This is a genomic window from Streptomyces sp. NBC_01474 (genome assembly GCF_035918215.1).
Classification (GTDB): domain Bacteria; phylum Actinomycetota; class Actinomycetes; order Streptomycetales; family Streptomycetaceae; genus Streptomyces; species Streptomyces aureus.
The window spans coordinates 958,872-971,783 of the sequence record NZ_CP109449.1 but is presented as its reverse complement, the minus strand read 5'-3'; the positions used below and the strand labels follow the sequence as shown (position 1 = coordinate 971,783).

Sequence of the window (12,912 nt, the reverse complement as noted above, 5' to 3'; positions counted from 1 at the left end):
AGGACCGGCCCCACCCCCGCTGGCCCGGGGGTGGGGCCGATCTCGTTGTGCCGGAGATCAGACGGCGGGCAGCGCCACGTAGGGCAGAGTGCCGGTGGTGACGGCGGCCTGGTCGATGAGCACTCCGGTATAGGCGCCGACCGCGGCAAACACGGGGCCCGCGATGTTCACCAACCGGTCTTCGTACGCGGGGATGTCTGCGTCGTCCTCGGGCCGTGGCCCCAGGACAGCCCCAGCCGCCTGGAGCGCGGCGTCGAGGGCGGATCCCTGTCCGGTGTCGGTGGTGAACTCGGCCCGGTAGGCGTTCCCGTCGCCGGGCGCGTGCACGATCATCTGCGGGGGGCTGAATTCGTTGAGGGTGATGCAGATGATTTCCTCGTCCGGGTACGGGCGCATCGACTTCACCCCGCCCGTGTAGCCCGTGTACCAGGTCGCCCGGCCCCAGTTCTCAAGGACATACAGCCAGTCGCCGTGTGTCCCGTACATCGCCGGGTGATGGTCGGCGGGCAGCGGTCCCCGGTCCTGGTAGGGGGTGCGGGCGGCCAGCTCGTCGAGATCCGCACCGAGGCTGATGAGGAACTCGTCGTCGCTGTCGAAACCGCGGGCCAGGGTCAGGGAGATCCCGCTCAGCATCCCCCTGCCCGGCACCGCCTGATCGCTGTTGGTGTGCTGTCCTATCCAGCCAATCGTGTCGGTCATGCACTGCACGCTACTCGAAAGGACCGACATCACCGGCGAGAAAGGCCTACGTCTGGTGCGCAGCACGGTTCATCGGGCACCGGCAGCTCAGACAGCCCTGGAAGCCGTTCAGCGTCCCTGTGCGCGGTCAGGAGCGGTGCGCTTCCCACTGTCGCGCAGCTGTCAGCATGTCCACCATCCACGGCACCGTCTCGCCTTCGGTGATCTGTTCCCACACCTTGACGGCGTGGCAGGCGCAAGGGGCCGTGTTCGACATCGTGTCCCTCGACGTCACCGCCGGTGACGATGTCGCCCACGCCCACGCCCTGCTGCACTGCGGAACCCCGGACGACCTGGCCGGGCAACCGGAGAACCGCCTGCGCCTGACGCTCGGGCTGCGCAAGGACGAGGGACGCCGGACCGTGGCGCACGAGCACCACTCGTTCCCGGACGCCTCGGCCGGCGACGGGTAGGTCATGAGCCGTGGAGCGGGGGTTGGTTCACGCGGACTCCTGCCCCCTGATCAAGGCGGCGGGGAGTTTCCCGTGCAGCACCAGTTCCTTGGGGAGGGTGAGTTGGAACTGCTCCTCGACGACGGCGAGGGACTTGGCGTGCGCCACGTCCTGGCGGTCCTCGTCCGGGACGCCCCCGGCCTGGAGGGCGGCGCTCACCAGATCGGGACGTGAACCCGTGATCTCATGCGACCACATGTGCATATGCATGTCGAAGCCGCACATGTAGTCCCCGTCGTGGAAGTACGTGAACTCGGGCGGCGGCAGCTTCGGGTTCTGGCTCTCGTGGTACAGCCGGAAGACGTGAGCACCACCCTTGGACCGTTGCTCAGAGCCTCAGTAGCTCTCAGCATTCCGGGCATTGCGGCCCGAAAGGTCCGTCTCATCACCAAAGCGTGGGTGCTTCGGCTTGAGTACGGTCTCTCGTTTCCGTCTGCCGCTGGTGCGGCAGGGTTGCGCCACCTGCCCGCCCGCCCGTGGCCTTGCGGCTGCGGGCGGTTGCGCGGGTCTTACGGTCGGCTACACGAGGCTTCGACGCCGCCGGGGCGGTGTCCTGGTCTCCGGCCACTCCGGTACCAGTTACTGCGGCTGCCGCGAGGGCTGCGAGGTTGAGTGCGGCGTTCTCGTCCCGGTCGATGACCAGGCCGCAGGCGTCGCAGTGGTAGGTCCGCAGGTGCAGCGGCAGCTTGACTTTCACTGCGCCGCACCCGGAACAGGTCTTCGAGGAGGGGTACCAGCGGTCGGCGACCACGAGGTGAGTGGCGTGGCGCTGGCGGGTCTTGTACTCGAGCTGGCGGCGGATCTCGCCGAACCCGGCGTCGGCGATCCGGCGGGCCAGGCGCCGGTTGCGGAGCATGCCAGCGACGTTGAGGTCTTCGACGACGACGGTGCCGTACTCGGCCGCAATGCTCGTGGTGAGATTGTGCAGGGCGTCGGCGCGGAGGTTCGCCACCCGGTGGTGGACCTTGTTCCGCTGGGCGTTGGCTTTCTCCCACCGCTTCGAGGGCTTATGCCCGATACGCCGGTCGGGTCCCTGGCGTCGGGAGACGACGCGGGAGGCGTGGCGCAACTGCTTCAGCGCAGTGTCCAGGTGCCTCGGATTGGCTACTTCGCGGATCGCTCCGGCGCTGTCGGCCATCACCGCGAGGGTCTTCACGCCGAGATCGATCCCGACCGCCGCCTCCGGCCGGGTGACCCGGGCGAGGTCCTGCTTCACCTCTACCTGGAAGGAGACGAACCAGCGCCCGCGCTCGTGCCGGACGGTCGCCGACAGGATCCGGGCCGTCCCGGCCTGAACGCGCGCGAGGAGTTTCACCGTGGGCTCGTGGGTGCGCAGTGTGCCGAGCCGGGGCAGCGTGACGTGCCGGCCGTCGGCGTCGACACGGATGGTGCCGGTGGTGAACCGGCAGGACAGGCGCGCCTTCCGCTTCGACTTGAAACGCGGGAGTCCCATCGCGCGGCCACGGCGTTGGCCCTGCCTGGACCTGGCGTAGTTGTCGAACGCAGCGGCGGCGTTGGCCAGGCCGGTGTTGTACGCCTCCTTGGAGTTCTCTGCCCACCAGTGCGCGAATCTGGGGTCGGTGTGCTTGACCGCGTTGAACGCCTTGCGCAGCGCGGGCAGCGACCACGGCCGCCACTGGGTCAACTGCTCCTGCGGGATGCCGTAGGTGGACTCGGCCTTGCGCTGCCACCACGACGCCTCGATCCAGGCAACCGCCCAGTTGTACGCGGCCCGTGCCGCACCACAGTGCGAGTGCAGTGCCCGCTCCTGGGCAGCGTTCGGGTCCAGAGCGAACCGGTACGCCTTAACCACGAACCCGGACTGCGGCCGGAACTTCTTCACCCGGCAGCCTCACCGGTCGCCACGACCACCGCGCGGGCGGCACGCTTCTTCGCCCCCCGCCGCCCGTACAGGCGGGCGCACATCAACGTCAGCACTTCGCTGATGTCCCGCACCAGGTCATCAGCCGTCTCGGTGGGGTCGAGGACAACCAGGCGACGCCCGGACGCGGACAAGACGGCTTCGAGGTGCTCGACGCCAAACCGGGCCAGCCGGTCGCGGTGCTCGACCACGATCACCACCGCCTGCGGGTCTGACAGAACCCGGTGCAGCTTGCGCCGACGACCGTTCAGTCCCGAGCCGACCTCGGTCACGACCTCCGCAACCGGCAGGCCAAGACCAGTGGCCCCCTGGACCACACGGGCCACCTGCCGGTCAAGGTCCAACTTCTGGTCCGCCGACGACACTCGGCAGTACGCCACGACGCGGCCAGACACCTCCGAAGCGGGCTCGTCGACCAGCCACGTGCCGGACGGTGTCTGGCGCACCGGGACCGGCATACGGCCCTCTTTCGCCCACGTCCACGCGGTCTGGTAGTGCACGCCATTGCGCGCCGCCCACTCGGAAAGCTTCACACAATCAAGATAACACATGAGAAAAGCTGAGATTCACTGATAAATAACGCAACAGTTCGTAGCCCCGCGAGGAGGGGACTGGTGTTCAACTCGCCGGGCCAGTAGCCGACAGCCACGGCGAAGGCGAGGTCCCAGACGGCGCCGTATCGCACCGCGATGGAGTCGCTGCGGTGCAACGCCCTCTCACGGTCGACCAGTTGGGTGTTCAGGTCGTAGCCGGTGCATTCGCCCAGAGGGGCAGGGGCCGTGTCCCTCGCGAGACGCTGGACCAGTTCCCCGGGCTCCAGGCCGCGTGCCAGCGTGATGCAGTAGCCGGCCCAGGCGATCTTTTCGCGGGCGATCCAGCCGATTCCGTCGCTCATGTCTCTCCTCCTGTGCAGGTCGCCGGGGGGACAGCCCATGGAGGCCTTCCCTCGCGCCGCCCCGCCACTCGATCGACGGGGCGGGCCTTACCGAGGTGCTGCTGCTACCTGATGTCGCACTTCACGGTCGCCGCGCTCGCGTCCGCGCCCACGCGCTCAACTGGCAGCAGAGCCAAACCACTTGGACATGTGGCCGAGCAGATCCTGCTGATCCTCACCGACCCAGGCGACGTGGCCGTCCGGCCGCAGCAGCACCGCGGGAACGTCCAGTTCCTCGCTGACGTCGACGACGTGGTCGACGCGGTCCGCCCAGCCCTTCACCGAGAGGCTGCCCGTCGGGTCGAGGAGCAGCCCGCGTCCGTCGTGCATCAGCTCGTAGAGGCGCCCCTGCTTCAGCTCGACGTCCCGCATCCGACGGCCGAGCAGCTCGTGGCCCTCGCCGAAGTCGTAGCTGACCCCGACCGCGGTGATGATCCCGGTCATGTACCGGTTCACCTCCTCGAAGTCCATCAGCTTCGAGAACAGCTCCCGGAGCGCCTTTGCGCCTGGAGCGGTCCCCAACAGGGTGATCTGCGCACGGGTGTTGTCCAGCACGCGGGCACCCACCGGGTGCCGTTCGGTGTGGTAGCTGTCCAACAGCCCTTCCGGCGCCCAGCCGTTGACCGCGGCCGCCAGCTTCCAGCCGAGGTTGAAGGCGTCCTGGACGCCGAGGTTGAGCCCCTGCCCACCGGTCGGCGGGTGGATGTGCGCCGCGTCGCCGGCCAGGAACACCCGTCCGACCCGGTAGCGCTCGGCCTGCCGGGTGGCGTCACCGAACCGGGACAGCCAGCGCGGCGAGTGCACGCCGAAGTCGGTGCCGGCCGTCGCGAGCAGCTGCTGCTTGAAATCGTCGACGGTCGGCGGGGTCGCCCGGTCTTCGGACACGTCCGCGGCGGGCACGACGATGCGGTACATCCCGTCCCCCTGCGGGATGACGCCGAACCGCAGGTGGGTCTTGCGGGTCTCCTCGACGACGGTGGCGATCGTCGCCGGATCCTCGGTCGCCCCCATTTCGCCCAACAGCGTCTCGATCGTGGCGGGTTCACCGGGGAAGTCGACGCCGAGCTGTTTGCGCACCACGCTGCGGCCGCCGTCGCACCCCACGAGGTAGCGCGAGCGCAGCTGTGTGCCGTCCGCCAATTCGACGGTCACCCCGTCCGCGTCCTGGCTCACCTTGGTCACCTCGCACCCGCGCCGGATCTCGGTCCCGAGTTCGAGCGCACGCTCGTTGAGCAGCCGCTCGGTGACCGGCTGCGAGGCGGCGACACCGAACGGGTGAGCGGTGTCCAACCGGTCCGGCCACGGCTTCATGATCCCACCGAAGAGACCACCGGCGCTGAACTTCTCGCTCACCGCGAGGAACCGTTCCAACAGGCCGCGCTGGGCCATCATCTCCACGCTGCGCGCGTGCAGGCCCTGTCCGCGGGACTCCTTGGTCGGCTCGGGCAGCTTCTCCAGAACGACCACGTTCACGTCGTGCAGCCGCAGCTCGCCGGCCAGCATCAAGCCGGTCGGTCCGCTGCCGACAACGATGACGTCGATCATGAAATCCCCTACGTGACGAGTTGAATGACGGCCGGCCGCGCCGCGAAGTCCGACGACGCGCACACGATCACGCATGACCGTGCGTCGACAGAGGTGTGAGCACTTCGCGAATCCCCGATTTCCGCAGGTCCTGGCCTAGGCCGGCCATTCTGCGCCAGGACCGGGGCCTTGCCGCAAGGCCCCCTGTGCGCTATATGTTGAAGAGGGCAAGGGAGTGGACACTCTCCTTGCCCTTTGTCGTCTGCTGGGGAGTCGAGGCCGGTCAGCCTCTACGGCGACCATGCCGGCAGTCCTCGCATCCGCAAGGTCATCACAACGCAAGCCGGTTGACTTGGTCGGAGCGCCCCGGGCCGCCCGCGCGTAGCCGAGCAGTACTGAATTGCTTGCATCTGCTGAGGCCCTCAGGGCGTGCTGAATTTCTAGGACACGAATACTGTCGAAGCCGAAGAGTGAAGCGCGGTCCGTGAGATTGCGATCGGCAGCAGTGCTATTGAATTCCCCTGTGAAAGGGAGATGCGCGTGGCCCGTACCGGACGTCTCCGGTACGGGCCATCGCCGGGCGGTGCAGGCTAGTTGACGGCCGCCAGGTCGGTGATCTTGCGGGTCTGGAGGTCCGACTGGACCTTGATCTTGGTGACCTCGGGGTTGGCGCCGTCGCTCCAGGTGAGCGTGACGAGCGAGGTCGCGTGGCCCGCGCCGGAGCCCGTGTAGTCGACCTTCCACTTCACGGGCACGTTTTGCGCGAACAGGATCCCGTCGGCGTGCTCCTTCGCCTCGAACGCGGAGACCTTCTTCTGTGCCGCCGCCGACAGGTAGAAGGAGCGCAGCGCCTTGGCGTTGGCGCCGGCGGCCGGGTCCTCGTTGTCCCAGATCGAGTCGATGTACGCGCCGTAGAAATCGGCGACGCGGTTGGTGGTGCTGCGCGGGTCGCCCTGGGACGGTGCCGGGGCGGCGGCGACGGCCGTGGTGTGGGCGGAGGTGCCGGCCAGGGCCGGGGTGATCGCGGTGAGCGAGAGCGTGGCCGCGACGGCGGCGGAGGCGAAGAGAGCGGTGCGGGTGCGAGCGTGCATGGTCGGTGGAACCTTCCCCGTCATTCGGTGCCGCAGTGAATCCTGCGGGCTTCTGGTCACGGGATAAGACTGCACTCGCGGTCCGCCAGTTCCACCATTCTTCGCATTCTTTTGTGCGTGGTCGCGTAAATGGCATTCATGAAATGGTTGTGCGGTCGGATGCAAAAATGACGGCAAAATCGCGCCGCGTGCAGGGGCTCTGAGTATCCGTACTCAGGCTGGGATCCGGTCGGCGCGGAAGCATGGGGACGTGTCGGGTTGGGTGGTCGATCTTGTCCTCGCGGTGGTGGTCACCGGTCTCGAAGCGGTGGCTCTGGCGTTGTTCTGGTTCCGGGAGAGCGTGAAGGCCTGGGCGGCGCAGGGGCGTTCCGTGCCTTGCTGGACACGTCGGGTCGTCGTGGTGCTGGGTGTCGGCTCGACGCTGCCCGGCCTGGCCGTCGCCGGCTTCTTCGAGGCTTGCCTGGAGGCGGCAGCCGTGTCGCAGGCTTTGGTGGCGTCGGTGCTGGGCTCGCTACTCGCGCTGGGCCTCGCGACGGAGGCTCGCCGGTGGTTCTCCCGGGGCCGGCGGAAACGAGGCACGCAACGATAGTTGGTCCGCGCGAGGGGCATGGCGCAGGCCGGCGGCGAGGTTGTCCGTCCGATGTCTCCGTAGGTTGACCCGATGGGTCTCTTCGGCAAACTGACCGGCACCAGGCGTCCCGACGCCGGTGTCATACCGCTCCCGGCCGGAGAAGTCCGCGCCGCGCTGTTCGCCATCAAGCGGCCCGACGTGCGGTACGTCGTACGCAACGGCACCCCTGCCGAGCGTGCCGACCTCGTCGCCGAGTGGCGGGTCCTGGAGCCGGCCTGGCGCACCTTCTTCTCCCGGAGTCGGCCGAGCCGGACACTGAAGACGAGGATACGCCTGGACGCCGAGAGCCACGAGGTGCGCGCACTCGACTGGACCATCAGGTCGTGTGCGTGGAAAGGCCGTTGATCAGCGCGGCGAGCTCGGCCAGTTCGTCCTGCGTCAGGTCGGTCAGGGGCGGGCGCACCGGCCCCGCGCCGTGGCCGACCGCCGTCATCCCCGCCTTCACGATGCTCACCGCGTAGCCGGGCCGCCGGTTACGGATCTCGGTGTACGGCAGGACGAAGTCGTCGAGGAGCTTGATGACGCTGTCGTGCCTGCGCTCGCGGACGGCGGCGTAGAACTCGAGGGCGAACTCGGGCAGGAAGTTGAAGATGGCCGACGAGTAGGTGGTGACGCCGAGTTCGAGGTAAGGGAGGGCGAACATCTCCGCGGTGGGCAGGCCCCCGATGTAGGTGAGGCGCTCGCCGAGGCGGGTGTAGATCCGCGTCATGGTGTCGATGTCTCCGACGCCGTCCTTGTAGCCGATGAGATTGGGGCAGCGGTCGGCGATCCGGGCGAGCGTGGGCGCGGTGTAGACGGCGTTGGCGCGGCTGTAGACGATGACGCCGAGCGACGTGGCGCGGCACACGGCCTCCACGTGGTCGGCCAGGCCCTCCTGTCCGGCCTCGGTGAGGTACGGCGGGAAGAGCAGGATGCCGTCGGCGCCCGCGCGTTCCGCGGCCTGGGCGTACTCGACGGCCGTGCGTGTGCCGTAACCGGCCGGGGCCAGGACGGGCGTTCCCTCGGGGGCGCTCTGTACGGCGGCGGTGACGACGCGCTCGACCTCGGCGCCGGTCAGGGAGAAGAATTCGCCGGTTCCGCCCGCGACGAACAGGCCGCCCACCTCGTACTCGGCCAGGCGCGTGATGCTGTCGCGGTAGGCGCTCTCGTCGAAGGAGAGTTCGTCGGCCGTGAAGTGGGTGACGGGGAAGGACAGGAGGCCGGATCCGATGCGCCGGCCGAGTTCTGACGGGGTGTAGGACGACGTCATCTGCGTTCTGCTCCTGGAGTCGGGGTGAGGCGTGAGGTGTGCCCCTGGTGACGACGCTACGAGCAATGACTCATGCCGGTCCAACACTGATTTCGCATCCGGTGATACCGGGTCGGTATGACGCGTGGAAGGTGCGGGCATGGCTCGTCCGCGCCACCATGAAGGAGGCGCGGACGGGAGAAGGTGTTGCGTGATGTGGCGTCAGTGGCGCTTGCCGGCCTCGTGGGTCGCCTGGGTCCAGGCGCGGGCCTGGTCGGTGAGGGTGATGCCGAGGCCGGGGCGGGACGGGACGTGCATGCGGCCGTCGCTGATGGTGAGGCGCTCGTTGAACAGCGGCTCCAGCCAGTCGAAGTGCTCCACCCACGGCTCGATCGGGTAGGCGGCCGCGAGGTGGAGGTGGATCTCCATCGCGAAGTGCGGTGCGAGCTGGAGGTTGTGGTGCTCGGCCAGCGCGGCGAGCTTGAGGAACTGCGTGATGCCGCCGATGCGGGGCGCGTCGGGCTGGATGATGTCCGCCGCGTTGTGGCGGATCAGCTCGTAGTGCTCGGCGACGCTGGCGAGCATCTCACCGGTGGCGATGGGGGTGTCGAGCGACGAGGCGAGCGTGGCGTGCCCCTGGGCGTCGTAGGCGTCGAGCGGCTCCTCGATCCAGACGAGGTCGAACTCCTCCATGGCCCGGCCCATCCGCTGGGCGGTCGGCCGGTCCCACTGCTGGTTCGCGTCGACCATCAGCGGGGCGCCGTCGCCGATGTGCTCGCGGACGGCGGTCAGGCGGCGCAGGTCCTGCTTGCGGTCGGGGTTGCCCACCTTGATCTTGATGCCGCCGATACCGCTCGCCAGGGAGGCGGAGGCGTTGTCGAGCACCTGCTCGGTCGGGGTGTGCAGGAAGCCACCGGAGGTGTTGTAGCAGCGTACGGAGTCGCGGTGGGCGCCCAGGAGTTTGGCCAGGGGCAGGCCCGCGCGCCTGGCCTTGAGGTCCCAAAGGGCCACGTCGTACGCGGCGATGGCCTGCGTGGCCAGACCGCTGCGGCCCACCGAGGCGCCGGACCACGCCAGCTTCGTCCAGATCTTGCCGATGTCGCTGGGGTCCTCGCCGAGCAGGTTGTCGGCGATCTCCCTGGCGTGGGCGAACTGGCCGGGGCCGCCGGCCCGCTTGGAGTAGCTGAAGCCGATGCCCTCGTGCCCCTGCTCGGTCTCCAGTTCCACGAAGAGGAATGCCACTTCGGTCATGGGCTTCTGGCGCCCGGTGAGGACCTTGGCGTCGCTGATCGGCGTGGCCAGTGGCAGGGTGACCGAGGAGAGTTTGATCCAGGAGATCCTGTCGAGCGTCGCCTCGCCTGCGACGTGCGCTGCGTTGGTGGTCGTGTGGGTCTTCGTCACCACTTCGTGTCCCTGGGGTGTGAGGCGGATGCGACCGGCCGGCATGCTGCGCGCGCCCGGCCGAGTCGGCGGGTGGGGGCGGCTGCTGTCGGCGCGGGCTGCTGTCGGCCGTGCGGCCGACGGAGGCGTTGACTCCCCTTGAAGCTAGAGTCGGCGATTGATCCACGTCCAAGACCAATTTTGCATGCGCTGATACCCGGAGAGAATCATTGTTCACGCTGGCACAGCTCGTGAGCTTCGTGGCGGTGGCCGAGGAACTGCACTTCACCCGCGCCGCGGAGCGCCTCCGGATGACTCAGCCCCCGCTGAGCCGGCAGATCCAGCTCCTCGAACACGACCTTGGCGTACAGCTCCTCGACCGCACCAACCGCTCCGTGCGGCTCACCCCGGCGGGCCGCACGTTCCTCAACGAGGCGCGCCACATCCTGCGTCAGTCCGAGCACGCGGCCCTCGCCGTACGGCAGGTGTCGGCCGGTGAGGCCGGAGCCATCGCCATCGGGTTCACGGCGGCCAGTGCGAACTCGGCCCTCGGCACGCTGCTCGAAGTGGCCCGCTCGGCCATGCCCCGCGTGGAGGTGGTGCTGCGTGAACTGGTCACCCGCGACCAGCTGGAGGCCATCACCGAAGGCTCCCTCGACCTGGGCATGATCCGCCCCGCGAACACCGGGCCCGACCTGGAGACCCGGCCCGCGGTCAGGGAGGGTCTGCTCGCCGCCCTGCCCACGGGCCATCCGCTCGCCGCGCGCGAGGGCGACCTGCGCGTGGAGGACTTCGACGGGGAGGAGGTCCTGATGTACTCGCCGGTCGAGGCCCGCTACTTCCATGAGTTGCTCGTCAGCATCTTCCGCGCCGCCCAGGTCACACCCGTCTTCACCCAGTACCTCAGCCAGGTGCACAGCATTCTGGCGATGGTGAACGCGGGCTGGGGCATCGCCCTGGTCCCGGAGGCCGCGGCGCAGATGAGGTTCGGCGGGATCACCTACAAGCCGCTGTCCCTGAGGGAACCCAAGCCGGTCGAGCTGAATCTGGTGTGGCGCAGGAACAACGACAATCCGGCGTTGGAGGCCCTGCTCCGCCACCTGTGACGGAAGCCGGGAGCCAACCAATCGAGTACGGCCCCTGCTCGCACTCACCGCCAGTCAGGCGCCCCCGAGCGGGGTGACAGCAGCGCCTCGATCCTCGTCCGTACGTCCCGCATGACGGCGACGACACGTTCCTCGCGCTCCCCGGTGAGGCGGGCGACCGGAACCGAGCAGCTGATGGCGTCGACCGCCGGAGCGTCGTACCGCAGGGCGAAGCCGAAGCCCGCGATGCCGGTCACCGTCTCCTCGCGGTCGATGGAGTAGCCCCTTTCGCGGACGCCCGCCAGGTCGGTGAGCAACGCGTCGCGGTCGGTGAGGGTGTTCTCCGTCAGGGCGGCCAACGGGCCTTCGGCGAGCGGTAGTTCGCTGTCCGAACGCTCGGCGAGCAACGCTTTTCCGAGGGCGCCGGCGTGTGCGGGGACCCGGCGGCCGACGCGGCTGATGGTGCGCAGGTACTCGTGGGACTCGCGGGTCGCGAGATAGACGACGTGCGGACCGTCGAGCCGCGCCAGGTGGATCGTCTCGCCGAGCGCGTCCGACGCCACGTCGAGATACGGGCGCACGGAACGCACACGTGGGTCGCTGTCGAGGTAGCTCGTGCCCGTGAGGAGGGTGCGGATCCCGATTCCGTACAGCGAACCGGTGGTGTCCGTACGCACCCAGCCGCAGTCGACGAGGGTCCGCAGCAGTTGGTACATGCTGCTGCGCGGCACGTCCAGCTCCTCGGCGAGTTCGTCCAGGCGTGCGGGCCGGTCGCCCCTCGCCGCGAGAAGTTCCAGCAGCGCGACCGTGCGCAACGCCGACTTCACCCCACGGACCCCTGATGTCACGCGCGTTCCCCCTGCTTCCCGGTGCCGGTCATCGTAAATCGGCAGGGCCTCACCCATTGACCCGACCAGTTCACCGACTTAGCCTCCATTCTCATACATGGACGCCATCTGCATATGGGGATCAGATCTATGAACGAGGTCGGCATGCAATCCGAGGATGTCGCGCAGAAGCTGCGTGACGGGATGGCGAAGGGGGTGCTGTCCTTCCCGCTCACGAGCCTTCGGGACGACGGCAGCCTCGACCTGGACGGCTACCGGACCTATCTGACCGCCCAGTTGGTCAACGCGCCGGGCATGGTCTTCCCCGCCTGCGGAACGGGGGAGTTCTTCTCGCTGGACGAGGAGGAGTACCGGGCGGTCGTCAGGGTCACGGTCGAGGTCGCCGACGGGCGGCTCCCGGTGGTCGCCGGCATCGGCTACGGCTGGTCGCAGGCGCTGCGGTTCGCCCGGATCGCGCAGGAGGAAGGCGCGGACGCGCTGCTCGTGCTGCCGCACTACCTGGTCGGTGCTCCGCAGGACGGACTGGTGGAACAGCTGCGGCGGATCGCCGCGGGCACCCGGTTGCCGCTGATCGCGTACCAGCGCGACCAGGTCACTTTCAGTGCGGACGCCCTGCGCCGGATCGCCGGGATCCCCACCGTCGTCGGCCTGAAGGACGGGCACTCCGACCTGGACCGGCTCCAGCGCCTGACACTCGCCGCACCCGACGGCTTCCTCTTCTTCAACGGCGCCGCCACCGCCGAGATGCAGGCCCGCGCCTACGCCACCGTCGGTGTGCCCGCCTACTCCTCCGCCGTTCACGCGTTCGCGCCCGAAATCGCGAAGGCCTTCTTCACCGCGCTGCGGGCGGGCGACGACGAGGCGATGAACAAGCTCCTGCGCGACTTCTACGTTCCCTTGGTGGAACTGCGCGACCGCGTGCCGGGCTACGCCGTCTCCCTCGTCAAGGCCGCGGCCCGGCTGCGCGGCCTCCCGGTCGGCCCTGTTCGCGCCCCGCTCACCGACCCGTCGCCCGCCGACCTCGCGGATCTCGAGAAGGTGCTGGACGCCGGGCTGAACCTGGTCGGAGCAGTGCGGCGCGTCAACTGACCGCAGGACACGCGTAGTCGAAGCCCCACA

The 12,912-nt window shown here is 68.8% G+C and carries 14 protein-coding genes and 1 pseudogene; 5 read left to right on the top strand and 10 right to left on the bottom strand.

Features of this window, described 5'->3' with window-relative positions:
- Positions 1-57: 57 nt before the first annotated feature.
- The gene (locus tag OG758_RS04750) at positions 58-699 is read right to left on the bottom strand and encodes a hypothetical protein (protein WP_326708762.1); all 642 of its coding nucleotides are present in this window, start codon (positions 697-699) and stop codon (positions 58-60) included.
- Between the two features lie 224 nt (positions 700-923).
- On the opposite strand from OG758_RS04750, the pseudogene OG758_RS04745 reads away from it, so the two are divergent.
- Positions 924-1,151: pseudogene (locus OG758_RS04745) on the top strand (nuclear transport factor 2 family protein); the annotation flags it as partial.
- Between the two features lie 27 nt (positions 1,152-1,178).
- On the opposite strand, the gene OG758_RS04740 reads toward OG758_RS04745, so the two are convergent.
- The 6 genes from OG758_RS04740 to OG758_RS04715 all read right to left on the bottom strand — a co-directional run bounded on the left by OG758_RS04740 (position 1,179) and on the right by OG758_RS04715 (position 6,621).
- Positions 1,179-1,388 carry a hypothetical protein gene (locus OG758_RS04740; protein ID WP_326708761.1) on the bottom strand — a complete coding sequence of 70 codons (210 nt, stop codon included), beginning with the start codon at positions 1,386-1,388 and terminating at the stop codon, positions 1,179-1,181.
- 187 nt (positions 1,389-1,575) lie between these two features.
- Positions 1,576-3,033 (bottom strand): IS607 family element RNA-guided endonuclease TnpB, encoded by a 1,458-nt coding sequence (gene tnpB / locus OG758_RS04735; protein WP_326708760.1) that lies wholly within the window; start codon positions 3,031-3,033, stop codon positions 1,576-1,578.
- Positions 3,030-3,605, bottom strand: a complete 576-nt coding sequence (locus tag OG758_RS04730; RefSeq protein ID WP_326708759.1) for an IS607 family transposase — start codon at positions 3,603-3,605, stop codon at positions 3,030-3,032. The genes tnpB and OG758_RS04730 overlap by 4 nt, the downstream gene beginning before the upstream one ends.
- On the bottom strand, positions 3,602-3,967 hold the full coding sequence (locus OG758_RS04725; RefSeq protein WP_326708758.1) for a hypothetical protein: 366 nt from the start codon (positions 3,965-3,967) through the stop codon (positions 3,602-3,604). Before OG758_RS04725 ends, OG758_RS04730 begins: the two co-directional genes overlap by 4 nt.
- A gap of 156 nt (positions 3,968-4,123) precedes the next feature.
- Complete coding sequence (rox, locus tag OG758_RS04720) at positions 4,124-5,551, bottom strand: rifampin monooxygenase (protein WP_326708757.1); 1,428 nt, start codon at positions 5,549-5,551, stop codon at positions 4,124-4,126.
- A gap of 569 nt (positions 5,552-6,120) precedes the next feature.
- Complete coding sequence (locus OG758_RS04715; RefSeq protein WP_326708756.1) at positions 6,121-6,621, bottom strand: hypothetical protein; 501 nt, start codon at positions 6,619-6,621, stop codon at positions 6,121-6,123.
- Positions 6,622-6,871: 250 nt separating this feature from the next.
- Here OG758_RS04715 and OG758_RS04710 point away from each other — a divergent pair, with 250 nt between their 5' ends.
- Entirely contained in the window at positions 6,872-7,210 is a 339-nt protein-coding gene (locus tag OG758_RS04710) for a hypothetical protein (RefSeq protein ID WP_326708755.1), read from the top strand.
- A 72-nt stretch (positions 7,211-7,282) separates the two neighbouring features.
- Positions 7,283-7,597 (top strand): hypothetical protein, encoded by a 315-nt coding sequence (locus OG758_RS04705; RefSeq protein WP_326708754.1) that lies wholly within the window; start codon positions 7,283-7,285, stop codon positions 7,595-7,597.
- Here the strand turns inward: OG758_RS04705 and kdgD are convergent.
- The gene (kdgD, locus tag OG758_RS04700) at positions 7,569-8,501 is read right to left on the bottom strand and encodes a 5-dehydro-4-deoxyglucarate dehydratase (RefSeq protein WP_326708753.1); all 933 of its coding nucleotides are present in this window, start codon (positions 8,499-8,501) and stop codon (positions 7,569-7,571) included. The genes OG758_RS04705 and kdgD overlap by 29 nt on opposite strands.
- A gap of 201 nt (positions 8,502-8,702) precedes the next feature.
- Positions 8,703-9,884, bottom strand: a complete 1,182-nt coding sequence (locus tag OG758_RS04695; protein WP_326708752.1) for an L-talarate/galactarate dehydratase — start codon at positions 9,882-9,884, stop codon at positions 8,703-8,705.
- Positions 9,885-10,090: 206 nt separating this feature from the next.
- On the opposite strand from OG758_RS04695, the gene OG758_RS04690 reads away from it, so the two are divergent.
- Positions 10,091-10,966, top strand: a complete 876-nt coding sequence (locus tag OG758_RS04690; protein WP_326708751.1) for a LysR substrate-binding domain-containing protein — start codon at positions 10,091-10,093, stop codon at positions 10,964-10,966.
- A 44-nt stretch (positions 10,967-11,010) separates the two neighbouring features.
- On the opposite strand, the gene OG758_RS04685 is transcribed toward OG758_RS04690, so the two are convergent.
- On the bottom strand, positions 11,011-11,772 hold the full coding sequence (locus tag OG758_RS04685) for an IclR family transcriptional regulator (protein WP_405656803.1): 762 nt from the start codon (positions 11,770-11,772) through the stop codon (positions 11,011-11,013).
- A gap of 165 nt (positions 11,773-11,937) precedes the next feature.
- Between OG758_RS04685 and OG758_RS04680 the strand changes: the two genes are divergently transcribed.
- Positions 11,938-12,882 carry a 5-dehydro-4-deoxyglucarate dehydratase gene (locus OG758_RS04680; protein WP_326708749.1) on the top strand — a complete coding sequence of 315 codons (945 nt, stop codon included), beginning with the start codon at positions 11,938-11,940 and terminating at the stop codon, positions 12,880-12,882.
- Positions 12,883-12,912 lie beyond the last annotated feature (30 nt).

Bases quoted from the DNA above. Each gene is read 5' to 3' on its own strand.
- OG758_RS04750 (WP_326708762.1), bottom strand. From the start codon at position 699: ATGACCGACACGATTGGCTGGATAGGACAGCACACCAACAGCGATCAG.
- OG758_RS04740 (WP_326708761.1), bottom strand. From the start codon at position 1,388: ATGTGGTCGCATGAGATCACGGGTTCACGTCCCGATCTGGTGAGCGCC.
- OG758_RS04725 (WP_326708758.1), bottom strand. From the start codon at position 3,967: ATGAGCGACGGAATCGGCTGGATCGCCCGCGAAAAGATCGCCTGGGCC.
- rox (WP_326708757.1), bottom strand. From the start codon at position 5,551: ATGATCGACGTCATCGTTGTCGGCAGCGGACCGACCGGCTTGATGCTG.
- OG758_RS04715 (WP_326708756.1), bottom strand. From the start codon at position 6,621: ATGCACGCTCGCACCCGCACCGCTCTCTTCGCCTCCGCCGCCGTCGCG.
- OG758_RS04705 (WP_326708754.1), top strand. From the start codon at position 7,283: ATGGGTCTCTTCGGCAAACTGACCGGCACCAGGCGTCCCGACGCCGGT.
- kdgD (WP_326708753.1), bottom strand. From the start codon at position 8,501: ATGACGTCGTCCTACACCCCGTCAGAACTCGGCCGGCGCATCGGATCC.
- OG758_RS04680 (WP_326708749.1), top strand. From the start codon at position 11,938: ATGCAATCCGAGGATGTCGCGCAGAAGCTGCGTGACGGGATGGCGAAG.